Annotated in this window: 19 protein-coding genes; 9 read left to right on the top strand and 10 right to left on the bottom strand. The window is 60.7% G+C overall.

Going from position 1 to position 18,512, the window contains the following annotated elements:
* Positions 1-4: 4 nt before the first annotated feature.
* From AC1DXU_RS03010 to AC1DXU_RS02995, 4 genes are all read right to left on the bottom strand, one after another.
* Positions 5-790 (bottom strand): HvfC/BufC family peptide modification chaperone, encoded by a 786-nt coding sequence (locus tag AC1DXU_RS03010; protein ID WP_477364166.1) that lies wholly within the window; start codon positions 788-790, stop codon positions 5-7.
* On the bottom strand, positions 777-1,805 hold the full coding sequence (bufB, locus tag AC1DXU_RS03005) for an MNIO family bufferin maturase (protein WP_477365964.1): 1,029 nt from the start codon (positions 1,803-1,805) through the stop codon (positions 777-779). Before bufB ends, AC1DXU_RS03010 begins: the two co-directional genes overlap by 14 nt.
* Before the next feature lie 44 nt (positions 1,806-1,849).
* A complete protein-coding gene (locus tag AC1DXU_RS03000) occupies positions 1,850-2,119 on the bottom strand; it encodes a BufA1 family periplasmic bufferin-type metallophore (RefSeq protein WP_477270585.1) in 270 nt (89 codons plus the stop codon).
* 231 nt (positions 2,120-2,350) lie between these two features.
* Complete coding sequence (locus tag AC1DXU_RS02995) at positions 2,351-3,196, bottom strand: patatin-like phospholipase family protein (RefSeq protein ID WP_477364163.1); 846 nt, start codon at positions 3,194-3,196, stop codon at positions 2,351-2,353.
* 38 nt (positions 3,197-3,234) lie between these two features.
* Between AC1DXU_RS02995 and AC1DXU_RS02990 the strand changes: the two genes are divergently transcribed.
* The 5 genes from AC1DXU_RS02990 to AC1DXU_RS02970 all read left to right on the top strand — a co-directional run bounded on the left by AC1DXU_RS02990 (position 3,235) and on the right by AC1DXU_RS02970 (position 7,325).
* On the top strand, positions 3,235-3,705 hold the full coding sequence (locus AC1DXU_RS02990) for a hypothetical protein (protein WP_477364160.1): 471 nt from the start codon (positions 3,235-3,237) through the stop codon (positions 3,703-3,705).
* Positions 3,706-3,939: 234 nt separating this feature from the next.
* Positions 3,940-4,854 (top strand): LysR family transcriptional regulator, encoded by a 915-nt coding sequence (locus tag AC1DXU_RS02985; protein ID WP_477270591.1) that lies wholly within the window; start codon positions 3,940-3,942, stop codon positions 4,852-4,854.
* A 194-nt stretch (positions 4,855-5,048) separates the two neighbouring features.
* Positions 5,049-5,531, top strand: a complete 483-nt coding sequence (locus AC1DXU_RS02980; protein WP_477270593.1) for a cupin domain-containing protein — start codon at positions 5,049-5,051, stop codon at positions 5,529-5,531.
* Between the two features lie 90 nt (positions 5,532-5,621).
* On the top strand, positions 5,622-6,824 hold the full coding sequence (locus AC1DXU_RS02975; RefSeq protein WP_477270595.1) for an MFS transporter: 1,203 nt from the start codon (positions 5,622-5,624) through the stop codon (positions 6,822-6,824).
* Between the two features lie 36 nt (positions 6,825-6,860).
* Complete coding sequence (locus AC1DXU_RS02970; RefSeq protein ID WP_477270597.1) at positions 6,861-7,325, top strand: DUF302 domain-containing protein; 465 nt, start codon at positions 6,861-6,863, stop codon at positions 7,323-7,325.
* 61 nt (positions 7,326-7,386) lie between these two features.
* On the opposite strand, the gene AC1DXU_RS02965 is transcribed toward AC1DXU_RS02970, so the two are convergent.
* Positions 7,387-8,298, bottom strand: coding sequence for a LysR family transcriptional regulator (locus AC1DXU_RS02965; protein WP_477270599.1), 912 nt, complete (start codon positions 8,296-8,298; stop codon positions 7,387-7,389).
* A gap of 278 nt (positions 8,299-8,576) precedes the next feature.
* Here AC1DXU_RS02965 and AC1DXU_RS02960 point away from each other — a divergent pair, with 278 nt between their 5' ends.
* The 4 genes from AC1DXU_RS02960 (at position 8,577) to AC1DXU_RS02945 (ending at position 12,980) form a co-directional block, all read left to right on the top strand.
* Positions 8,577-9,359: a 3-hydroxybutyrate dehydrogenase gene (locus AC1DXU_RS02960; RefSeq protein ID WP_477364155.1), complete on the top strand. Its 783-nt coding sequence runs from the start codon at positions 8,577-8,579 to the stop codon at positions 9,357-9,359.
* A gap of 80 nt (positions 9,360-9,439) precedes the next feature.
* Entirely contained in the window at positions 9,440-10,540 is a 1,101-nt protein-coding gene (locus AC1DXU_RS02955; protein WP_477270603.1) for a patatin-like phospholipase family protein, read from the top strand.
* Positions 10,541-10,621: 81 nt separating this feature from the next.
* The gene (locus AC1DXU_RS02950; RefSeq protein ID WP_477364152.1) at positions 10,622-11,974 is read left to right on the top strand and encodes an NAD(P)/FAD-dependent oxidoreductase; all 1,353 of its coding nucleotides are present in this window, start codon (positions 10,622-10,624) and stop codon (positions 11,972-11,974) included.
* A gap of 301 nt (positions 11,975-12,275) precedes the next feature.
* The gene (locus AC1DXU_RS02945; RefSeq protein ID WP_477270607.1) at positions 12,276-12,980 is read left to right on the top strand and encodes a peroxiredoxin-like family protein; all 705 of its coding nucleotides are present in this window, start codon (positions 12,276-12,278) and stop codon (positions 12,978-12,980) included.
* Here AC1DXU_RS02945 and AC1DXU_RS02940 read toward each other — a convergent pair.
* The 5 genes from AC1DXU_RS02940 to AC1DXU_RS02920 all read right to left on the bottom strand — a co-directional run bounded on the left by AC1DXU_RS02940 (position 12,964) and on the right by AC1DXU_RS02920 (position 18,491).
* Positions 12,964-13,869: a LysR family transcriptional regulator gene (locus tag AC1DXU_RS02940; protein WP_477270609.1), complete on the bottom strand. Its 906-nt coding sequence runs from the start codon at positions 13,867-13,869 to the stop codon at positions 12,964-12,966. The two genes, AC1DXU_RS02945 and AC1DXU_RS02940, sit on opposite strands and share 17 nt — an antisense overlap.
* A gap of 469 nt (positions 13,870-14,338) precedes the next feature.
* Positions 14,339-15,394: an ABC transporter ATP-binding protein gene (locus tag AC1DXU_RS02935; protein WP_477364147.1), complete on the bottom strand. Its 1,056-nt coding sequence runs from the start codon at positions 15,392-15,394 to the stop codon at positions 14,339-14,341.
* Positions 15,395-15,397: 3 nt separating this feature from the next.
* Positions 15,398-16,177 carry a carbohydrate ABC transporter permease gene (locus tag AC1DXU_RS02930; RefSeq protein WP_477312536.1) on the bottom strand — a complete coding sequence of 260 codons (780 nt, stop codon included), beginning with the start codon at positions 16,175-16,177 and terminating at the stop codon, positions 15,398-15,400.
* A gap of 64 nt (positions 16,178-16,241) precedes the next feature.
* Entirely contained in the window at positions 16,242-17,042 is an 801-nt protein-coding gene (locus AC1DXU_RS02925; RefSeq protein ID WP_477364144.1) for a carbohydrate ABC transporter permease, read from the bottom strand.
* A gap of 183 nt (positions 17,043-17,225) precedes the next feature.
* The gene (locus tag AC1DXU_RS02920) at positions 17,226-18,491 is read right to left on the bottom strand and encodes an ABC transporter substrate-binding protein (RefSeq protein ID WP_477364141.1); all 1,266 of its coding nucleotides are present in this window, start codon (positions 18,489-18,491) and stop codon (positions 17,226-17,228) included.
* Between the last annotated feature and the right edge of the window lie 21 nt (positions 18,492-18,512).

Raw genomic sequence — 18,512 nt, 5'->3', positions numbered from 1 at the left:
TCCTTCAGTTTGAGAGAGGGTGCAGCGGGACGCGCACGTCGGTGACGAGCCTGTCGCGGAACAGACGCACAAGCGCTGAAACCAGGTCGAAGGCCGGGTCGAGCGCCAAGGCGCGGCCAGTGGCATGCTCAAGGCCGAAGCCGTGCTTCAGCGAATGCCAGAAGGCGAAGCTCGCGCGGTCGAGCAGAAAAAGCCGCACGTAGTTCCCCGACCTCCACAGCGCCACCCGTTCGGGGCGCCTTGTCCAGGTGATTTTTTCATCGACCGCCGTCTCCTGTTGATGCTCCATCCATACCGACAGGATCGACCAGGGGGAGACGATCATTCGCAGTGAAGGCTGGAGCAGGATATCCGGCGCCAGTCCAAGGTCGGTGCTGTCGTATTCGGCGAGACTGCGGGCCGGCAGCGAAGCTGTATCGAGCGCTTCGGCAATGGCCCATTCGAGCCGAGCCGTCTCGGCGACGATCGGCATGTCGGACAGGGTGTCGATGGTCTTCAGGAAGCGAGGGAAGCCCGCGCCATAACGCGCCAGGCGTGACTCCGCCGGCGGATGCCGTCGAATGAACTCGCTCGCCATGAAGCGGAAGAAACGTTCGTCGACGAGGCGGGCCGTAACAGGGAAGACGGCCATCAGCACGGCGGTCAACGAACTGCGCGTGTTGTTCTGGTAGATGCGCAGGCGAGCCATTGGGTCGGCCTTGCCAGCGGTCAGCATTTTCGCGTCGATCAGAGGCTCCATCGCCAGAACCGACCGCGCCACGATGGTCTGCAGATGTTCAAGCGGCAGCATGATATCCTCCCTCGATTGTCGGCAAGGCCATGTGCATGGCCGGTTTGGCTCTGGCAGCGGCAAACGCCGCAAGCACAGGCATGCTGGTTCGCGTGCTTTCGAAAGTTGGCAGGCTGGACACTGGCAGGACCATGGTTGGGACGGTCTGCCTTGCGGCCAGCTTGCGGCTGAACATAATCGAAGCGGAGAGCATGTCGGCCCACATAGCTTCGCCGAGCAACACGTCGAGAATCGGAACGTCGGTATCCCATTCGATCAGCGTAGGGCGCGGCCCGAGATGGCTGATGGCATGGTGATAGAGCCCCCAGACAACTGGCGGCACACGAGAGCCGTGATCGTCGATGAGCACGGTGTCGCCGCCGACCTGATTGGTCGCGTGACCGGCAAGGTGGATCTCACCGATGGCATCGGCGGGCAAAGCGTCGATGAAGGTCTTTGCGTCGTATTGGAGATTGTGCGCCGAGACCTGGACATTGTTGACGTCCAGCAGCAGGCCGCAGCCAGTTTGCGCCACCAGCTCGGCCAGAAATTCAGCTTCATTCATGGAGGAATCCGCAAACGCGACATAGGCGGACAGATTTTCGATCAGCACCTGCCGCTTCAGAGTGTCCTGGACGGTCACCACGTTGCGCACCACAATCGCCAGCGCCTCTTCGTCATAGCGAAGCGGCAGCAGGTCGTTGAGATAGGCGCCGTCGGCAACGCTCCAGGCAAGATGCTCCGAAACGAGATCAGGCTGGAACCGCTCGCAGACCTTGCGCAGCCTTTCCAGATGATCGCGGTCCACCCCCTGTGCGCTGCCCAGGGACAGCCCAACACCGTGAACTGACAGCGGATATATCTGGCGCAGCCGTTCAAGCTCCTCGACGGCGGCGCCGTCGCCCATATAGTTCTCGGCATGCACTTCGAGCCATCCGGCGGAGGGTCTGCGGCTCAGCATCTCGCTGATGTGAGGAGAGCGCAGACCGATGCCCGCGGATGCCGGGATCGTAAGGGGCTGAAATGCATGGGACATCGGTCTGCTCCTTTCCAAAGGGGTTGGCTTGAAGTTTGCGTCGGTCAGGCTTTCGGCTTGTCGCTGCCGCCGGTGATCTTGGCGCAGCTTCCGGCTGGCACGTAGAGCCAGGAATCCGGCTGGTTGTCGGCGGTCGAGGTGCCCGCGCATGAGTGCGTCGCGGTCTGGCAGTCGTTCTGGCCGGCCTTGACGACGCCGTAGCACTTCTCGAACGAGAAGTTGGGCTGAGCGGCCGGGCCGCTATAGGCTGCAGTTGCGGCAAGCGAGGTGGCGGCCGCGAGGGCCGTTCCGATAAGGGTCTTGGTGTTGATCACGGTCGTTTCTCCTGGTTGCGTTTCGAGGGAAGACTGACCTGGCGGCCTGTCTGCAAGCAGTGTCGTCGAAYGCGCGATGAAGCTGAAATGCTGTCTCGGCATGGATTTGATACGCGGTCACTATGTTGAGGAGGATGACGAGCAAAAGCCCTCCGGCGAGGAACCGGAGGGCTTTTGCGCCTGCACTTCGTGAGCGGAGCGAAGCAGGCGCGACTAGGCGGAGGGAGGCGCCTAGACGTATAGATTTTTGCTGTGGACGACTGAGTTTTCGCTCAAGCTTGGATGGTCGGCGAGAAGCCAGTCCTCGGCCTGCTGCCGTCCGCGGTCACGCATGTCGGTCAATTCTCCCCAGTCGGTCCAAGGCCTGGCAAACAAGGCAGCACTTGTTCTGTGTCTGTCGAAGATGGTGTGGACAGACACAGAGTTCACGGCATTTGCGGCGGGACGGTAAGTCGCACAAGGCGTGATGCAGGTGGAGGGTTTGCCGCTTACAATCAGCCATTGCCCACCCTCGATCGGCTGCACGGGCGGCAAGGCCAAAAAATCGCCTTCGCCCCAATATGGATCGCCATCGATTTCCACGGCCGGAAAGAGGAATGGGACTGTCGCTCCCGCCAGGATCGCGTCGATCGACAACTGGTCGCCGGAGAAAATCGTGACGGTGTCGGAGCGGGCGTTCGAAGCCAGGATGTTGAGCTTCAACGGGCAGTTCTTCTTGTGCAACTCGTCAATGTCGATCGACTGTTCCAGGATCGACCTCAGCGGATTGGCCGTAACGGTCGCGAACATCGTTGCATGGCTGACGCGCCGCCAGAAATTGGTGAGCGCGGTCCTTGCCCCACGCCTGCCGCCCAGAGCCAGTCCGTAGGCAAGAACCGCCGCCTCCATGCCTCCGAAACCGGATGCAGTGATGGTGCGGAAGGAAAGGCGAGGCTCATCCAGCAGGCGATCGAGCACGCCCCAGACAAATGCGCCGTGTGCGTCGCTTGCCAGCGTAATGTCGATCGGCTGGCGGTCTTCAATCACCAGTTTCGCACCGGCAATAAAGGCTTGGTTGGTTGCGGCCTGGATTTGCATCTTTTGAGTCTCCTCCCGAAGAACGCCAGGCGAGGCGTTTGATGGAGACACTGCCGCATGATCCTTCATTGGCGAAATGCCAAGGTGGCATGAACTCCATAGGCAGATTGCATTGGCGGCAATCTCTTCCGCGCCGCAAGGTTTGCGAGGCTGGCGAGTATCCCGCGATCTTGCACTGGAGCTGGCGCCACTACGGTCGCCGGCAGGTCCTTAAGCACCAAGAGGAGCTTGTCATGAGAATACGAAATGTCTGTTTGGGGGCGTTCGCCCTCGCTCTTTTAGCCGGGCCTGCATCCGCCGATGCCTTCAGCGATCTGGCGTCGCTGCCGTCATTCTATAGCGATGCCGGCATGAAAACGATGAAGCCGATGGCCGGTTTCAAAAAGGCTTGGCGAGCTGCGCCCCGGGGTGATCGGGACAAGATGATGAAGATGTGCAATGACGCAGCCATGAGCAAGCCGCACGCAGCGTTCTGCGCCAATGTGTTGGCGCTTGGCGGCGCCAACTGAGGTGCACCGACCGTGCCGGGCAACACAGGAATGATGTCACGATGGCGAGCGGTCTGCTCGCCACCGTCTTTTGTGATGGCCAGCTGCTGCGCAACGCAAGCAGTCCGCGGCGCGCTGTCGCGGCGCCATGACGGACCGCTATCGACTTTATAGCCGCAGTGCATTGGCGCCAAAGCAAGCCTTGCGGCAGTCTCCGAAGCGCGAACAACCTCGTGCAATTGGGGACAAATCGGCATGGACATTCACCACATCCGCTACTTCCTGGCCGTGTGCGAGACGCGAAATTTCACGCGCGCAGGCGAAAAGTGCAACGTCACTCAGCCGGCTCTGTCCCGCGCCATCCAGCAACTCGAGGAGGAGGTCGGAGGGCTACTGTTTCGCCGCGAACGAAGCTTGACCCACCTGACCGACCTGGGCGTGCTGCTTCGCCCCCGTTTTCAGCAGATCCTCGACGAACTGACTGGAGTGCGGCGGGAGGCATCGAGGTTTCTGTGCCTGGAAAACGCCAACCTGAAGGTTGGCGTCATGTGCACCATCGGGCCCCGTCGCTTCACCGGCTTGCTGACTGACTTCAACCGGCGGCAGCAGGGCATCCAGCTGCAACTGGTTGAGGGCGTGCCGGCATCGCTCTCGCAACTTCTGGAGTCTGGCGAGATCGACGTCGCCATCATGGCGTCGAGCGACAGCTTCCCAGACCGGTTCGACGTCACACCGCTCTATCGCGAGCGCTTTGTCCTCGCGTTTCCCAACGGTCATCGACTGGCCCGCAACGACAATGTTGCCATTTCCGAACTCGACGGCGAAAATTATCTCAGGCGCCTCAATTGCGAGTATCGCGATCATCTTGCTGGTCTTTGCAATGATCGTGGCGTCAAGCTCAGGATTTCCTATGCCAGCGAACGCGAGGACTGGATCCAGAACATGGTTTCGGGGGGCCTCGGAATCTGCTTCATCCCTGAATTTAGCGCAGTTATCCCGGGCCTGCAGGTCCGGCCGGTTATAGACCCCGAAGTCTGGCGGGAGGTGTCTCTGGTCGTCGTCGCGGGGCGCAGGTTCTCGCCCGCGGCGTCGGCCTTCGTGAACAGCGTCAAGGCGCATGGCTGGCCTGAGAGCGCAATAGTCCAGGCGATCCACAAGACCGCAGCCTGAAGCAAAACGATCAAATTCTGGTAGCGCGCGATAAGTCTTGTCGTGCGCTTTTTTATGCTCTCGCGACGTTCGACGATAGCTTTCAGGTATCGATTTGAGAGCCAGTCAGCATTTCTCTTTTCTGGTCGCTCCGGTCACTCTCCCCGTCATGCCCCGCCTCCCGCGTTTGGGCACCGACAAAGGAGAAATACAAGATGGCTACCAAGAAACTCACCCTTGCGTTTGCGGCAGGTCTGCTTTCGGCAACCGCTGCATTTTCCTCTGCTCCGGCCTTCGCCGGCGACTGCCCTGCCGGTCAGGCCGCAACGACCGATATCCAGGAACATCCCAGCAAACCGGTTGGCGTTGTCGACACGGTTCTCTCGGCCATCGATCTGAGCAGCAAGGGCGAGGCCTGGAAAGGTAACATGCTGCGTCTTCGCAAGCTCGTCGTTCAGCCCGGCGGCGTCGTGCCATGGCATGAGCACAATCTGCGCCCGGCCAACATCCTCATCGTCGAAGGTTCGATCACCGAATATCGCAGCACCTGTAAAGTGGGCATCGAGCACCCGGCTGGCGATGTGACCGCCGAGTTCGGCCAGCTCGCCCATTGGTGGAAGAACAACGGCAAGGTGCCCGCCGTGCTCTATTCCGCCGACGTCCTGCCGCCCGCGATGCCCGACGACCACATGATGTGATCCGAACATTTCGGCGAACAATCCCACCTCAGCAACCGAAAGCGCGTCCTCAGGTGATCACCTGGGGACGTCCGGCCACGGAGCCTCGTCATGACAACCAGTGAACAGACAGAGACGGCGCGGTTGCACACGGTGGCCACAGATAGTTGGCGCTTTGGCCTTGTTGCGCTGATCGCATTTCTTACGCTTGTCGATCTGTTCGCCACCCAGGCAATACTGCCCTCACTGGTGATAAAATTCGGCGTCAGCCGTGCAACCATGGGCTTCGCCGTCAACGCCAGCACATTCGGCATGGCGGTGGCAGGTATCGCCGTTGCCCTATTCGGGCGCGGGATTGATCGCCGCAACGGCATCTGGATCAGCCTGGCCATATTGGCGATCCCGACGACACTGCTTTCGCAGACCGACAGCATAGTCGTCTTCGCCCTGCTGCGCGTAGCGCAAGGCCTATGCATGTCGACTGCGTTCACGCTGACGATGGCCTACCTGGCCGAACATTTCTCCGCACGGCAGACGACCAGTGCGCTCGCTGCCTATGTAACGGGCAATGTCGCCAGCAATTTCTTCGGACGGCTAATGTCGGCCGCCGTTGCTGACACGTTCGGCATCTCCACCAACTTCCTGACCTTCGCCGCCCTCAATCTGTTTGGTGCCGCTCTTGTCTGGTTCACGCTGCAAAGGACATCCGCAATGATGTGCGCCGACGCGAAGGGCGGTCTCGCCAACACGACTTGGAAAGGCCCGCTGGAAAGCGCCGAGTTGCGCGCCTGCTTCGTGATCGCCTTCCTGATCCTCTTCGTCTTCATCGGCACGTTCACCTATGTGAACTTCCAACTCGTCGCCGCGCCGCTATCACTGTCGCCGATGGCGCTGGGGCTGGTGTATTTCGTCTTCCTGCCCTCCATGCTGACCACGCCGCTCGCCGGGCGCGTCGCTGCGAGCCTTGGCCCACGGATCGGCATCAGCGTTACGCTTGCGCTGGCGGTCCTGGGTTTGCTTCTGCTGATCGTGCCCCGCCTGCCGATCGTTCTTGTAGGGATGGCACTGGTCGCCATCGGCACCTTCCTGGCGCAGGCGATAGCCACGGGGCATGTCAGCCGGACCGCCTCGCGCGACCGAGCCGCCGCAAGCGGTATCTACCTCGCCTCCTACTATGCGGGTGGGCTCGCCGGCAGCTTCGTCATCGGCCAAATCTACGACCGGATCGGCTGGACCGCATGTGTGGCGGTGCTCGCCACGGTCCTTGCCGGTGCGATCGTGATCGCGCGCATGCTGCAAACGTCAAAGATCTAGCATCCGAAATTTGACCATCCAACAAAGGAGACTGACATGACCACTTACCTGAAAACGTTGTTTGCCGGCGCCGCCATGATTGTGGCGATCGTCGTCCCGGCTGCCGCTTCGGACGGCGTCGTTACGGTGAAGAGCGACTATTCCGTCACTGAAACCGTCGCCCGCATCAAGAAGGATGTCCTCAAGAAAGGCATCAAGTTCTTCGGCGTCATCGACCAGGCAAAGCTTGGCAACAATGCCGGCAACGATGTCAGGCCATCGCGGCTGGTGATGTTCGGCAACCCGGCGCTCGGCACAACCTTCATCACATCCAATCCCGAAGCCGGTCTCGACTGGCCGGTGCGCGTGCTGGTCTACCAGACCGCGGATGGCACGGTTTACGCCGCCTATAGCGATTTCGACTGGATCGCCAAGCGTCATGGCATCACGGACCGCGCCCCGCAGTTCAAGATGGCGACCGAGGTCATCCAGTCCGTGACCTCGACGATCAGGAAGAACTGAGCGTGGACATGCGCCGGAGATCCCTCGCTCTGGCCTGGGAAAGAAGGTCTTTGCGCAGAGGCTATTCCGCGGCGGATAACGCCTTTGCACGCTCGCCGAACCACTTCTTCTGCGTGGCCTCGCGCACGAGTGCGCCAACTGCCGGCGAATGCCTGCGGCCGCGCACCGTGACGAGATTGACCTCGCGCCAGAATTCCGGATCGGTGATCGGCAACGGCACCACTCCGGGGTGCTTGGCGGTATGCTCGGGCATGAATCCGAAACCAAGCCCGGCGGCGATCATCGCGAGTGTCCAATCGTCACGATCGCTCCAGTAAACGGGACTGACCGTGACGCCCTGCTCGGCAAGAATGGCATCGGCATAACCGGCAAATTCACAATTGTTGCGGTGGATGTAGGTCTCATTGCTCATATCCGTCACCCGCACGCTGCGCTGGTTGGCCAGGCGATGGTTGAGATGAACGACCATCACCATCTGTTCCTGAAACAAGGGCAAGGAGTGAACCTCCTCGTCGGGCGCGTTTGACGGCAACGCGTAAATTGCCGCCTCGAGGTCGCCTCCAAGCAGCCGCCGTCGCAAGCTCGGTGCATCGGCGTCGCAAAGATGAAGCTCCACACCAGGATGGTGCGTGCGCACGGACGAAATGAGTTCGATGATTTCATCCGGAGCAATGGTGCTCATGATGCCGACCCGGAGAGGCGTCTTCTTGAGGTGCACATATTGCTCGGCGATCTGCTTTGCCTGCCGGGAGTTCTCAAAAACGCCTTCGAGATAGGTCTCGACCATGCGACCGAGTTCCGTCAGATGTGTAAAGCGTCGCTCACGGTGAAAAAGCGCGCCGCCGAACTCGTCTTCGAGCAGCTTGATTGCGCGCGACAGTGCCGGCTGCGTAACGTTGCACAGCTCGGCCGCCCTGGTGAAATTCAGTTCCTTGGCGACGGCCAAGAAATACCTGACCTGGCTGATCTCCACTGCGCGCTCCCCCAGCGGCTGGCATACGGCACGAGCCGCATTGCCGGGTGATCTTACTAGCTGCCCCAACGTCAAACAACCCGATCCGGCGATTGATATCCCAGGCGACAGATTGACGATCTGACCGTGGGCTATCGAATCCATGTCTCAACGGCATTTCCGCTGTCCCGAGCCAACCGCCATACTTGGCCCAGAAGTCGAGACCCGGGTGCTAAGGCCCGTTGCTCGCAGCCGTTTGCAGGCCATTTCGGCTGCAGCTTCAACCGTAGGAAACAACCATGCTCAGAGGAAAGACGGCACTGATCACAGGCTCGACCAGCGGCATTGGCCAAGGCATCGCCGAGGCCTTCGCTGCGAAGGGCTGCAACATTGTGTTGAACGGCTTCGGCGATCCCGGTCAGATCGAGTTGCTGCGGGCAAAGCTTGCCGCGGACCATGGGGTGATTGTTCGCTACGACGGTGCGGACATGAGCAAGGGCAGCGCGATAACCGCGATGATGGACAAGGCAATCGCCGAGTTCGGCGCGGTAGACATCCTCGTCAACAATGCCGGCATCCAGCATGTCGCACCGATCGATGACTTTCCGATCGAAAAATTTGAAGCAGTCGTGGCGATCGACCTGATGTCGTCATTCTACACGATCCGGCGCGCGCTACAGGCCATGAAAGAACGCAAATGGGGTCGCATCATCAACGTTGCGTCCGCCCACGCCCTTGTCGCCTCGCCTTATAAATCCGCATACGTCGCTGCCAAGCACGGCGTCGCCGGTCTGACCAAGACGGTCGCACTGGAGGTTGCCGAACAGGGTATCACCGTCAATGCGGTTTGCCCCGGATACGTGCTCACCCCGCTGGTCGAAAAGCAGATACCGGATACGGCCAAGGCCCGCGGTATCACAGAGGAGCAGGTCATCAAGGATGTGCTCCTGTCGGCCCAGCCGACCAAGCAGTTCGTAACCGTAGCCCAGGTCGCGGCGCTTTGCCTGTTCCTGGCCTCGACCGATGCGGCCTCGATCACCGGCGCCATCATCCCGATAGAAGGCGGCTGGACCGCTCATTGAACCGGCAACGAGGAGTAAAGACCATGAACAAGATTACCCGAAATCCTCCGACCACTGAACCTTTGCCGGAGGTCGTCCATATGGCCGATGCTGCCGTTCAGCGGCAAACAGTGCTGGTGCTGCAAGGCGGCGGCGCTTTGGGTGCCTATCAGGCTGGTGTATACCAGGCGCTCGTCGAAGGCGGGATCGAGCCGGATTGGGTCATCGGCACCTCGATCGGCGCCATCAACGCGGCGTTGATTGCCGGAAACGAGCCAACGGTTCGGCTGGCGAGGCTTCAGGAGTTCTGGGAAAGCGTTAGCCGTATCAGCCCGCTCGACGAGTTTTTCCGAATGATGGTTCCAAGCAATGTCTTTGCCAACATGGGCACCGTGATGCGCGGCATACCGGGGTTCTTCGAACCGAATCCAAGTGCCATGTTCGGAGTGAACCGCGAAGTGGGTGTCGAGAACGCCTCCTACTACACGACCGATCCACTCAAACGGACGCTGAATGACCTGATCGACTTCGACTATCTCAACCGGCGCCATACCCGGCTGACGGTCGGGGCGGTCAACGTCAACACTAGTGAACTCAAATACTTCGACACCCGCGAGATGACCCTGTCGGCGGCGCACATTATGGCGTCGGGCGCCTTGCCGCCGGCGTTTCCTGCGGTCTGCATCGACGGCGAGCCCTACTGGGATGGCGGCATCTATTCGAACACGCCCATCGAGGTCGTGCTGGACGCGCGTCCGCGGCGCGACGCGCTGATCTTTGCCGTCAACATGTGGCAGCCCCTCGCAACCGAGCCGAAGTCGATCTGGCAGGTGATGGGGCGGCAAAAGGACCTTCAATTCGCAAGCCGCGGCAAGAGCCACGTGGCCCGGCAGGAGCAATTGCATCGTCTGCGCCACGTCGTGCGTGAAATGGGAAAGCTCGTCCCGGACGAGCGGCGCGAGGATGCAATGTTCAAGGAACTCGCCTCCTATGGTTGCCCGTCTGTCATGCACCTGGTCAGATTGCTTTCACCACGCCTCGACGGCGAAGACCACACCAAGGACATCGACTTCACCCGCGCCGGCATCCGCTCCCGCTGGCAGGCCGGCTACGAGCATGGCCAGCGCGTCCTCTCGGAGAAACCGTGGGAGTGCGAAGTCGACATGCTGCAGGGCATCGTTATCCACGAATCGCAAGAGTGACTTCTTCGAGCGCGGCGGGAAGAAAGACGGAGAATACCGATGCAGATCATCACTCCCGGGATGCGGCTGGTTCCGGAAGCCGTGCTCGCCAACAATGCCGCGATTTTCCGCGCGATACCGGAGACTGCGTCCCATGCGGATAGCTCGCTGCATCGCGTGGTCATTGTCGGCGGCGGTGCGGGCGGACTGGAACTGGCGACGCGGCTCGGCCATAAATTCGGCAAGCGGCGTCTTTCCGTTACGCTTGTCGACCGCAATCGCACGCACATCTGGAAGCCGCTTCTGCACGAGGTCGCCTCAGGCGCACTGAGCGCGTCTACCGATGCGGTGGAATACATTGGCCATGCCAGTCGCCATCACTATCGATACCGGATTGGCGAAGTCGTCGGCATCGATCGCGCCAAACGCCAGATCTTCGTTGCGCCGAGCTTCGACGACGAAGGCAGGCAGATCATACCGCCACGTGTGCTGGGCTACGATACACTGGTGCTGGCTGTCGGCAGCGTCAGCAACGATTTCGACACGCCAGGGGCGGCGCGTCACGCGATCGCGCTCGACACCGCTACCCAGGCCGTCCGATTCAACAAGCGCATGATAGATGCCTGCCTGAGGGCCAATGCTCAATACGAGCAGCTGTCGCCGGGTCAGCTCCATTGCGTCATCGTTGGCGCCGGGGCGACCGGCGTTGAACTGGCGGCCGAGTTACACAAGTCGATGCGGGTGATCGCCTCGCACAATCTCGACAACATCGATTTCGAGAGGCTGATCCGCATCACCATCGTCGAGGCCGGACCGCGCATCCTGCCGGCATTGCCGGAACACCTTGCGCGCTCTTCTGCCCGCCGGCTCGTCGATCTGGGTGTTCAGATCCGATGCGGCATCAAGGTTACCGAAGTGACGGAAGACGGTATCAAGCTTGGCGAGAAGTTGTTCGTGCCGGCCAAACTCGTCGTGTGGTCTGCCGGGATCAAGGCGCCGGATTTTCTGAAGCAACTCGATGGCCTCGATACAGATCGCATCAACCGCCTGGTCGTGGATGAGACGCTGCGGGCGATAGGAGACGAAAACGTGTTTGCGATCGGCGACTGCGCGAGTTGTGTATTGCCCGGCAGCGAAGATCCCTTGCCGCCGCGCGCCCAGACAGCCCATCAGCAAGCCGATCATATGGTCAAGGTGATCGTGGCACGCCTCGAAGGGCAGGCGGCACCGGCGTTCCGTTACCACGACTACGGTTCCCTCGTTTCACTGGCCGATTACGGCACCTTTGGCAACCTGATCGGCGGACTGAGGGTCGAGGGTCTGCTTGCCCGATTGATGTATCGCTCGCTCTACAAGATGCATCTCAAAGCAGTGCACGGGACCTTCAAGGCCATGCGAGATACGGTCATCGGGGTCCTGTCACATCGCACCAAGCCACGGGTCAAATTGCATTGAATCTCGGTAGGCCAGGACGGTGGAAAAACATGATGTCGTCATCCTTGGTGGCGACATGCCGAGATGGCTGTGAAAGTCGCTATATGTGCTGCCGGCCTGTCGGTGGCGATGATCGAGGCGCGCGGCCTCGGCGGCACCTGTCACATCCGCGGCTGATGTAACAATTCGAGCGGAAATACCGAACAGAAGATGAATCCCCGCGGTTTCGATGCACGCAAGGCATCGACTCCATGCAAGAAAAGCATGGCCGCGCCCGTGGGGCTTCAATGATAGGCTGTATGCAAATTGCGAAAGTGCAGAAATGGCCGCCGACGACCAGCCAATGACATTTGAACAGTCCGTCCAGGCTGCCATAGAACTGGATGCACCTCTCAACGAGCGGCTGGCGGTAATTGCCAGGGCAGTGCGCAGACTGAACGCGGATTTCGCGGACGCGGTTGACCGGCTGGTAGCGCGCCTCCGGGAGCAGGGAGCAGGCGCAAGCGCGCCCGTGCCCGGCGATGTCATGCCCGCATTCCTGCTGCCTGACGACGAGGGCAGGCTAGTGAGCCTGGCTGAAATCCTTGCTCACGGGCCGGCCGTTATAACCTTTCAGCGCGGACATTGGTGTCCCTATTGCCGCCTGAACGCGATCGGCATCGTCGAAGCCCAGCAGGAGATCACGAGTTTGGGCGGCCAGGTCGTGGTGATCATGCCGGAGCGGCGCAAATTCGCGAAGGCGATGAAGGCATCGGTTGGTGCACTTTTTCCTTTCCTGACCGATATGGACAATGGCTACGCTTTGTCCCTCAACTTGGCGATCTGGGTGGGAGCCGAAATGGAGCGGCTGATGGGCCTTGGCCTCGATCTGCCGAACTACCAGGGCAATAACAGCTGGTTCCTTCCGATTCCTGCCACTTTTGTTGTCGGGATTGATGGCTTCATCACAGATCGGTTCGTCGATCCCGACTACCGTCGGCGGATGGACATCGACGACTTGATCGCGGCGCTCAGGCGGGCTCGCTGACACCAAATGTCGACCAGTCGGTCGATCGCAGCAGGTTGAGGAGCGTCATGGCCACCTGCGAGCGATGTCGTCCGGCGACTGCGTAGACGGCGACGATCCGAGAAACATCCAGATCACGCAGCTTGAGCCTGCGGACGTTGGGCGAGCGGGGTGCCGTCATCGAGACAAAGCCAACGCCTGCATTGGCTTCCAGCAGCGCCAGCAAATCCTGGTCGGTTTCAACCTCATGTGTGGTGCGAGGCGTAATTCCTTTGGCCGCGAGACCGCGCGACAGATCTTCGCTCGTTTCCCAGTCAATGCGGCTGAGCACGGGTTCTGCGGCCAACTGGCTCAGCGCGACGTCCGCTTCGTTTCGACGGGCAAGAGGGTGATCGGAATTCACGACGAGCTCGATCCCTTCCTGGAAAAGTGGCCAGGTGTCGAGCCGATCCCAGGCCTGTCCCAGCGGGCCGGCAACCGCTAGTTCAACCTCACCGTTCTTGAGGGCTTCGATGACAGCGGTGGGCGAACCGCGACTGATTTTGAGATGCACACCTGGGTAGGCCCGGAAAAGCTCGGTGAACGGTGAAACCAGAAGCGCTATGTTGATACTATTGGAAATGGTGACGTTGAGTGGAGCGATGTCACTGCTTTGCACTGCCTTGGCAAGAGATTTTGCGGAGGTGGCAGCATCGTAACATTGTTGCAGAAGGGGCAGCATGCGCCGGCCGAGCTCGGTCAGATGGGAATGCTGGCGCTCGCGCCGAAGCAGCTCCCCGCCCAACTCGTCTTCAAGTGTCTTGATTGCACGCGTCAGAGCCGGCTGCGTGACATTGCACTCTTCCGCTGCTCTGGTGAAATTAAGCGTGTTGGACAGGGCCAGAAAATAGCGGACCTGCTGCATCTCCATGAATTTTCGCCCCCTCAGCGAAATGGTCTATCAGCGATGGCGCATATTCGAAGATTAACGCAATGGGTCGTTCTCAGCAAAGTGGCCCGCACCATAGGTGCGAATGGCGGCGGCGCCAAGGCAACCATAACCCAGAGTCATGATGAACCAAGCGATCTGCTCAGCCACTCGGCGAAGCCTCTGGTCCGCTTGATCGGCTGGGCAGAGCCGGACAGTCCGCTTGCGGCCAATTTCGCTCATTCATTACCAGGGAGTTCCTGGCCACCTGCGGCTACATCGGCGATACCTCGAAGCCTGTAATTAGTCGCGTTCATCGTCCTTAGGTTCGCCAGACCATACGAGAGAATACGAAGTAAACGGCTTGGCGAACCATCCGCTAACGTATTGATTTTGTGTAGAAAACGCTGACCCTCCGGGCCCACCAACTATCAGTAGCTCACGCTTAATTCTCGGTGAGTCGCGTGAAGGCTCACCGGATGCGTTCTCCGTCGTCGCTGAAGAGCCGCGCCGATGCGGGCGCGAAATGCAGGGTGATCTTGTCGCCGGTCCTTGGTTGTGACGACCGCCGCTCCGCGATGATGGTCTCGCCGCTCGCCAGCGTGGCGTGGACGTAGCATGTGGAGCCCATCGCTTCGACGAATTCCACGCTTGCCTCGAGGTCGATGCCCTTGTCCTGGTCGAGATGCTCGGGCCGCAAACCGAGCTGCAGTTTCCGTCTGGGCTCAAGCGGGGTCTGTGCCGGGCTGTCCATCTCTCGGCCGCCAAATGCAAGGCGCCCCCCCGCCTGCACAGTGGCGGTCAGAAAGTTCATCCGGGGAGAGCCGATGAAACCCGCGACGAACGCGTTGTCGGGATCTTGATAGAGATTTTCGGGCGTGCCGATCTGCTCGATGCGGCCACTGCGCAACACGACGATCCGATCGGCCATGGTCAGCGCTTCCGTCTGATCGTGCGTCACATAGATCATGGTGTTGCCTAGGACCCGGTGGAGCTTGGCCAGCTCCACGCGCATCTGCACCCGCAGCTCGGCATCCAGATTGCTGAGCGGCTCATCGAAGAGAAACACTTTCGGGTCGCGCACGATCGCGCGTCCAATTGCAACCCGCTGGCGCTGTCCTCCCGAGAGATGAGCCGGCTTGCGCTGCAAATAGTCTTCGAGCTGCAGGATCTTGGCCGCGCGCCCGACCTTGTCGGTTATTTCCTCTTTCGGGCGGTGCGCCATCCGCAGGCCGAAGCTCATATTGTCCGCCACCGTCATATGCGGATACAGCGCATAGGACTGGAACACCATCGCCACGCCCCGGTCGGCAGGCTCCGCGTCGGTCACGTCGTCACCGCCGATGAAGATCTCGCCCGCGCTGGTCTCTTCGAGCCCGGCAATCATGCGCAGCAGGGTGGATTTTCCGCAGCCCGACGGCCCCACGAACACGGCGAACTCGCCCTCTTCGATCGAAAGCGAGACACCGCGGATAACCTCCGTCGACCCAAAGCTCTTGCTGACATGTTTCAGTTCGACACGCGCCATCGACTAACCTTTCACTGCGCCCACGGCGATCCCCGAAACGATTCGCCGTTGGAACAGGATGTAAAGAACAACGATCGGCGCCGCCGCGATGACGATGCCAGCGGTAAACAGGGGTATCTGGTCCGAGTACTGGCCCTTGAGCGCGGAAATCCCCACCATAAGGGTGCGGTGCTTCTGCATGACCAGCAGGGAAATCAGAATGTCGTTCCAGCAGCTGAGGGTGTTGAGGATAGCCAGCGTCACCAATGCCGGCATTCCCAGGGGCAGCATCACGTGCCACCAGACCTGCAGCAAACTGGCCCCGTCGATCCGCGCCGCTTCGATCAGCTCGCGCGGCAGTCCGGAGTAGAACGCCGTCATCATGTAGACCGAGAAAGGCAGGAAAAATGCGGTGTATGACAAGATGAGCCCGAGATGCGTGTTGACGAGATCGAGGGCAAGCATCGTGCGCATGAAGGGCACGAGAACGACCTGCACCGGGATCATCAGCGACGACAGGATGACCGCAAACAGCAAGCGCCGATAGGGAAAGCGCAGCGACGCCAGGGCAAAGCCGGCCATGGAAGACACGACCATCAACAAGATGACCGCCCCGAGCGTCGCAATCACGGAGTTGAGGAAGTACTCGTTGAGGTGCGCGCGGGTCCAGGCCTGGACGAAATTGTCGAACGTGGGCTGCAGGGCCAGCCCGAAGCGGTCGCGCATGTAGTCATCGCGGGTCTTGAACGCGTTGTTGATCGCGAAAAAGATCGGGTAGAGGCAGCTCAGGGCCAGCAGCCCCATTGGGACCGCCGCAATCCTGAGGGCCAGCCTCTGTCGTTTTCCTGCTCCTGACACAACGCCCCCTTCAGATATTCGCGTTGCGTGACAAGATGCGGATCTGCAGCCAGGCGAGAATGCTGGTCATGACGAACAGGACCATCGAGATGGCCGCGGCGTAGGCGGGGCGATTGAGCCTGCCCTGGGCAGCCCAGATGAGATATTCGGGCACCGTCGTTGCTGTGCCGGGTCCGCCACCGGTCAGCACGTAAATCAGGCCGAACATCGATGTAAGCAGGCCGATGGTCGTGATCACCGTCGAGAACTCGATGATCGGGCGAAGCTCGGGGATGATGACATGCCACCAGATTTGCCACATCTTGGCGCCGTCGAGACGCGCCGCCTCCACCATCTCCTTTGAAACGGTCGACAGGCCGGCAAGGAAGATCAGCACACCCATGCCGAAGGTTGACCAGCATTGGATCGCGAGCGTCACCGGAAGGGCGGTCGCCGAGTGCCCCAGCCAGTCCACACTCTTGATGCCCGCGAGGTTCAGCAGCGCGTTGAGGTTGCCATTGAAGCTCAGCACCACGCTGAAGATCGAGCCGATGATGACGCTCGAGAGAATGGCGGGAAAGAAATAGACGGAGCGAAAAAACGTCCGTCCCGGCACGCCCTGATGGATCAGGATGGCCAGCAGCATAGGGATGGTGACAAAGATCGGCACCGAAAGCAGCACCACGACGGCGTTGGCCATGGCGGAGCGGAAATTCGGATCGTCCAGCGCCCGCAGATAGTTGCCGGCGCCGATGAACTGGCCAGGGTCGGTCGACGTCGCGCTGGTCAGGGAGATGCCAAACCCCCAGAACAGCGGGAAAATGCGGAACACCAGAACAAGCAGGATTGCCGGAAGCAGGAACAGAAATGCTACGCGGGCCTCTGCTCGGCGGCCCCTATTCCGGCGGGAACGGAGCCGCGCGGCCTGGCCAGTCTGGTGTAGCGAATTGGCGGTCATGCACTGGTCACTGAGCTTGGGGATGGGGGCGCATGGTTGCGCCCCCACCGAGAAAGATTACTTTTGCGGCTTGGCCTCAGCCTGGACCTTGTCCAGAGCAACCGCGGCCTCGTCCACCGTGGTTTCGCCATTGTAGAGAAGCTGGCTCTGGCGGTGCCATTCATCGAGCTCTGGCGCCGAGGAATTGGCGTGCGTGGTCGGAACGGCTCTGGTTGCAAGCCAGCCCATGATCTGCTTGAGGCCGGGGCTGTCGATACCGGAAGTGTTGACTTCGGTGTTTGCGGGCACCGATCCGGTGTCGTTGACCAGATAGGACAGGACCTCCGGCGAAGCGAGGATCCGCACCGCGTCAACGGCGAGATCGATGTTGGGAGAGTCCTTGTTGACGCCGTAGCCGACGCCGCCATCAAGCGGCACGCCGGGAGCGCCTTCATGCTGATCGGCGGCAACGGTCGGCGAGGGCATCGGATAGACGCCGACCTTGTCGACGCCCATGTTCTTTTCAAACTGCTTCCAGTGCGCGACGTTGGAGAGCAGCCCCATCACGTTGGCCCCGACGCCTTGTTCGAAGAGGGCGAACTCATCCATGAACATGGTCTGCGAGTTGCCGCCCTCCTGATACCAGCCGTTCTTGGCGGTATCGACCCAGGCCTGCAGGATCGCCTTGATCGGCGGATCCGACCAATGGAGCTTGCCGGCCAGCCAATCGGCCTGCTGCTGGGCTGTCAGCGACTGGTTTGCGGCCTCCGACAGGAAGAACTCGGCGTTGTAGCCTTCCTTGTTGGCCATCATGAAGCAGGCTGGCTTGCCCTGCGCCTTGAACGCGTCGCAGACCTTGGTCAGCTCGGCCCAACTTGTCGGCGGCTTCTCCGGATCGAGCCCCGCGGCCTTGTAGAGCGCCTTGTTGTAGTAGACGACGTGACCCTGCAGCGTCGTCGGGATGAAGTACAGCTTGCCGTCAGGTCCGGTGAACGCAGACTTTCCAACCAGCTTTGAGATCAGGTCGGGCAGCTTGTCGTCGAGCGGGATCAGCCCGCCGACCAGGGCCTTGGCCTGGGCGCCACCATTGGCCCAGATGACGTCAGGGCCGGCTTTCGAAGCGATCGCCGTACCCAGCAGCGTGTAGTACTCCGCGTCCGGCTGGGACAGGAGGTTGAGCGTTGCTCCTGGGTGCGCGGCCTCGAATGCGGCCTTCGCATGATCGTAGTATGTCGCGTGGGCGGCATCGTCCACGTTGACGTCCCATACGGTGATTTCCTGTGCCAGTACGGGCGAGGCGACTATCGTGGTCGCAATGGCAGTCAATATCTTCAGTTTCTGCACGTCATTCCTCCCTTTTTATCC

Source organism: Mesorhizobium sp. P3_A10, assembly GCF_056403175.1.
Note: the sequence above shows the minus strand (reverse complement) of the source record. Positions and strands in the feature narration are given on the sequence as shown.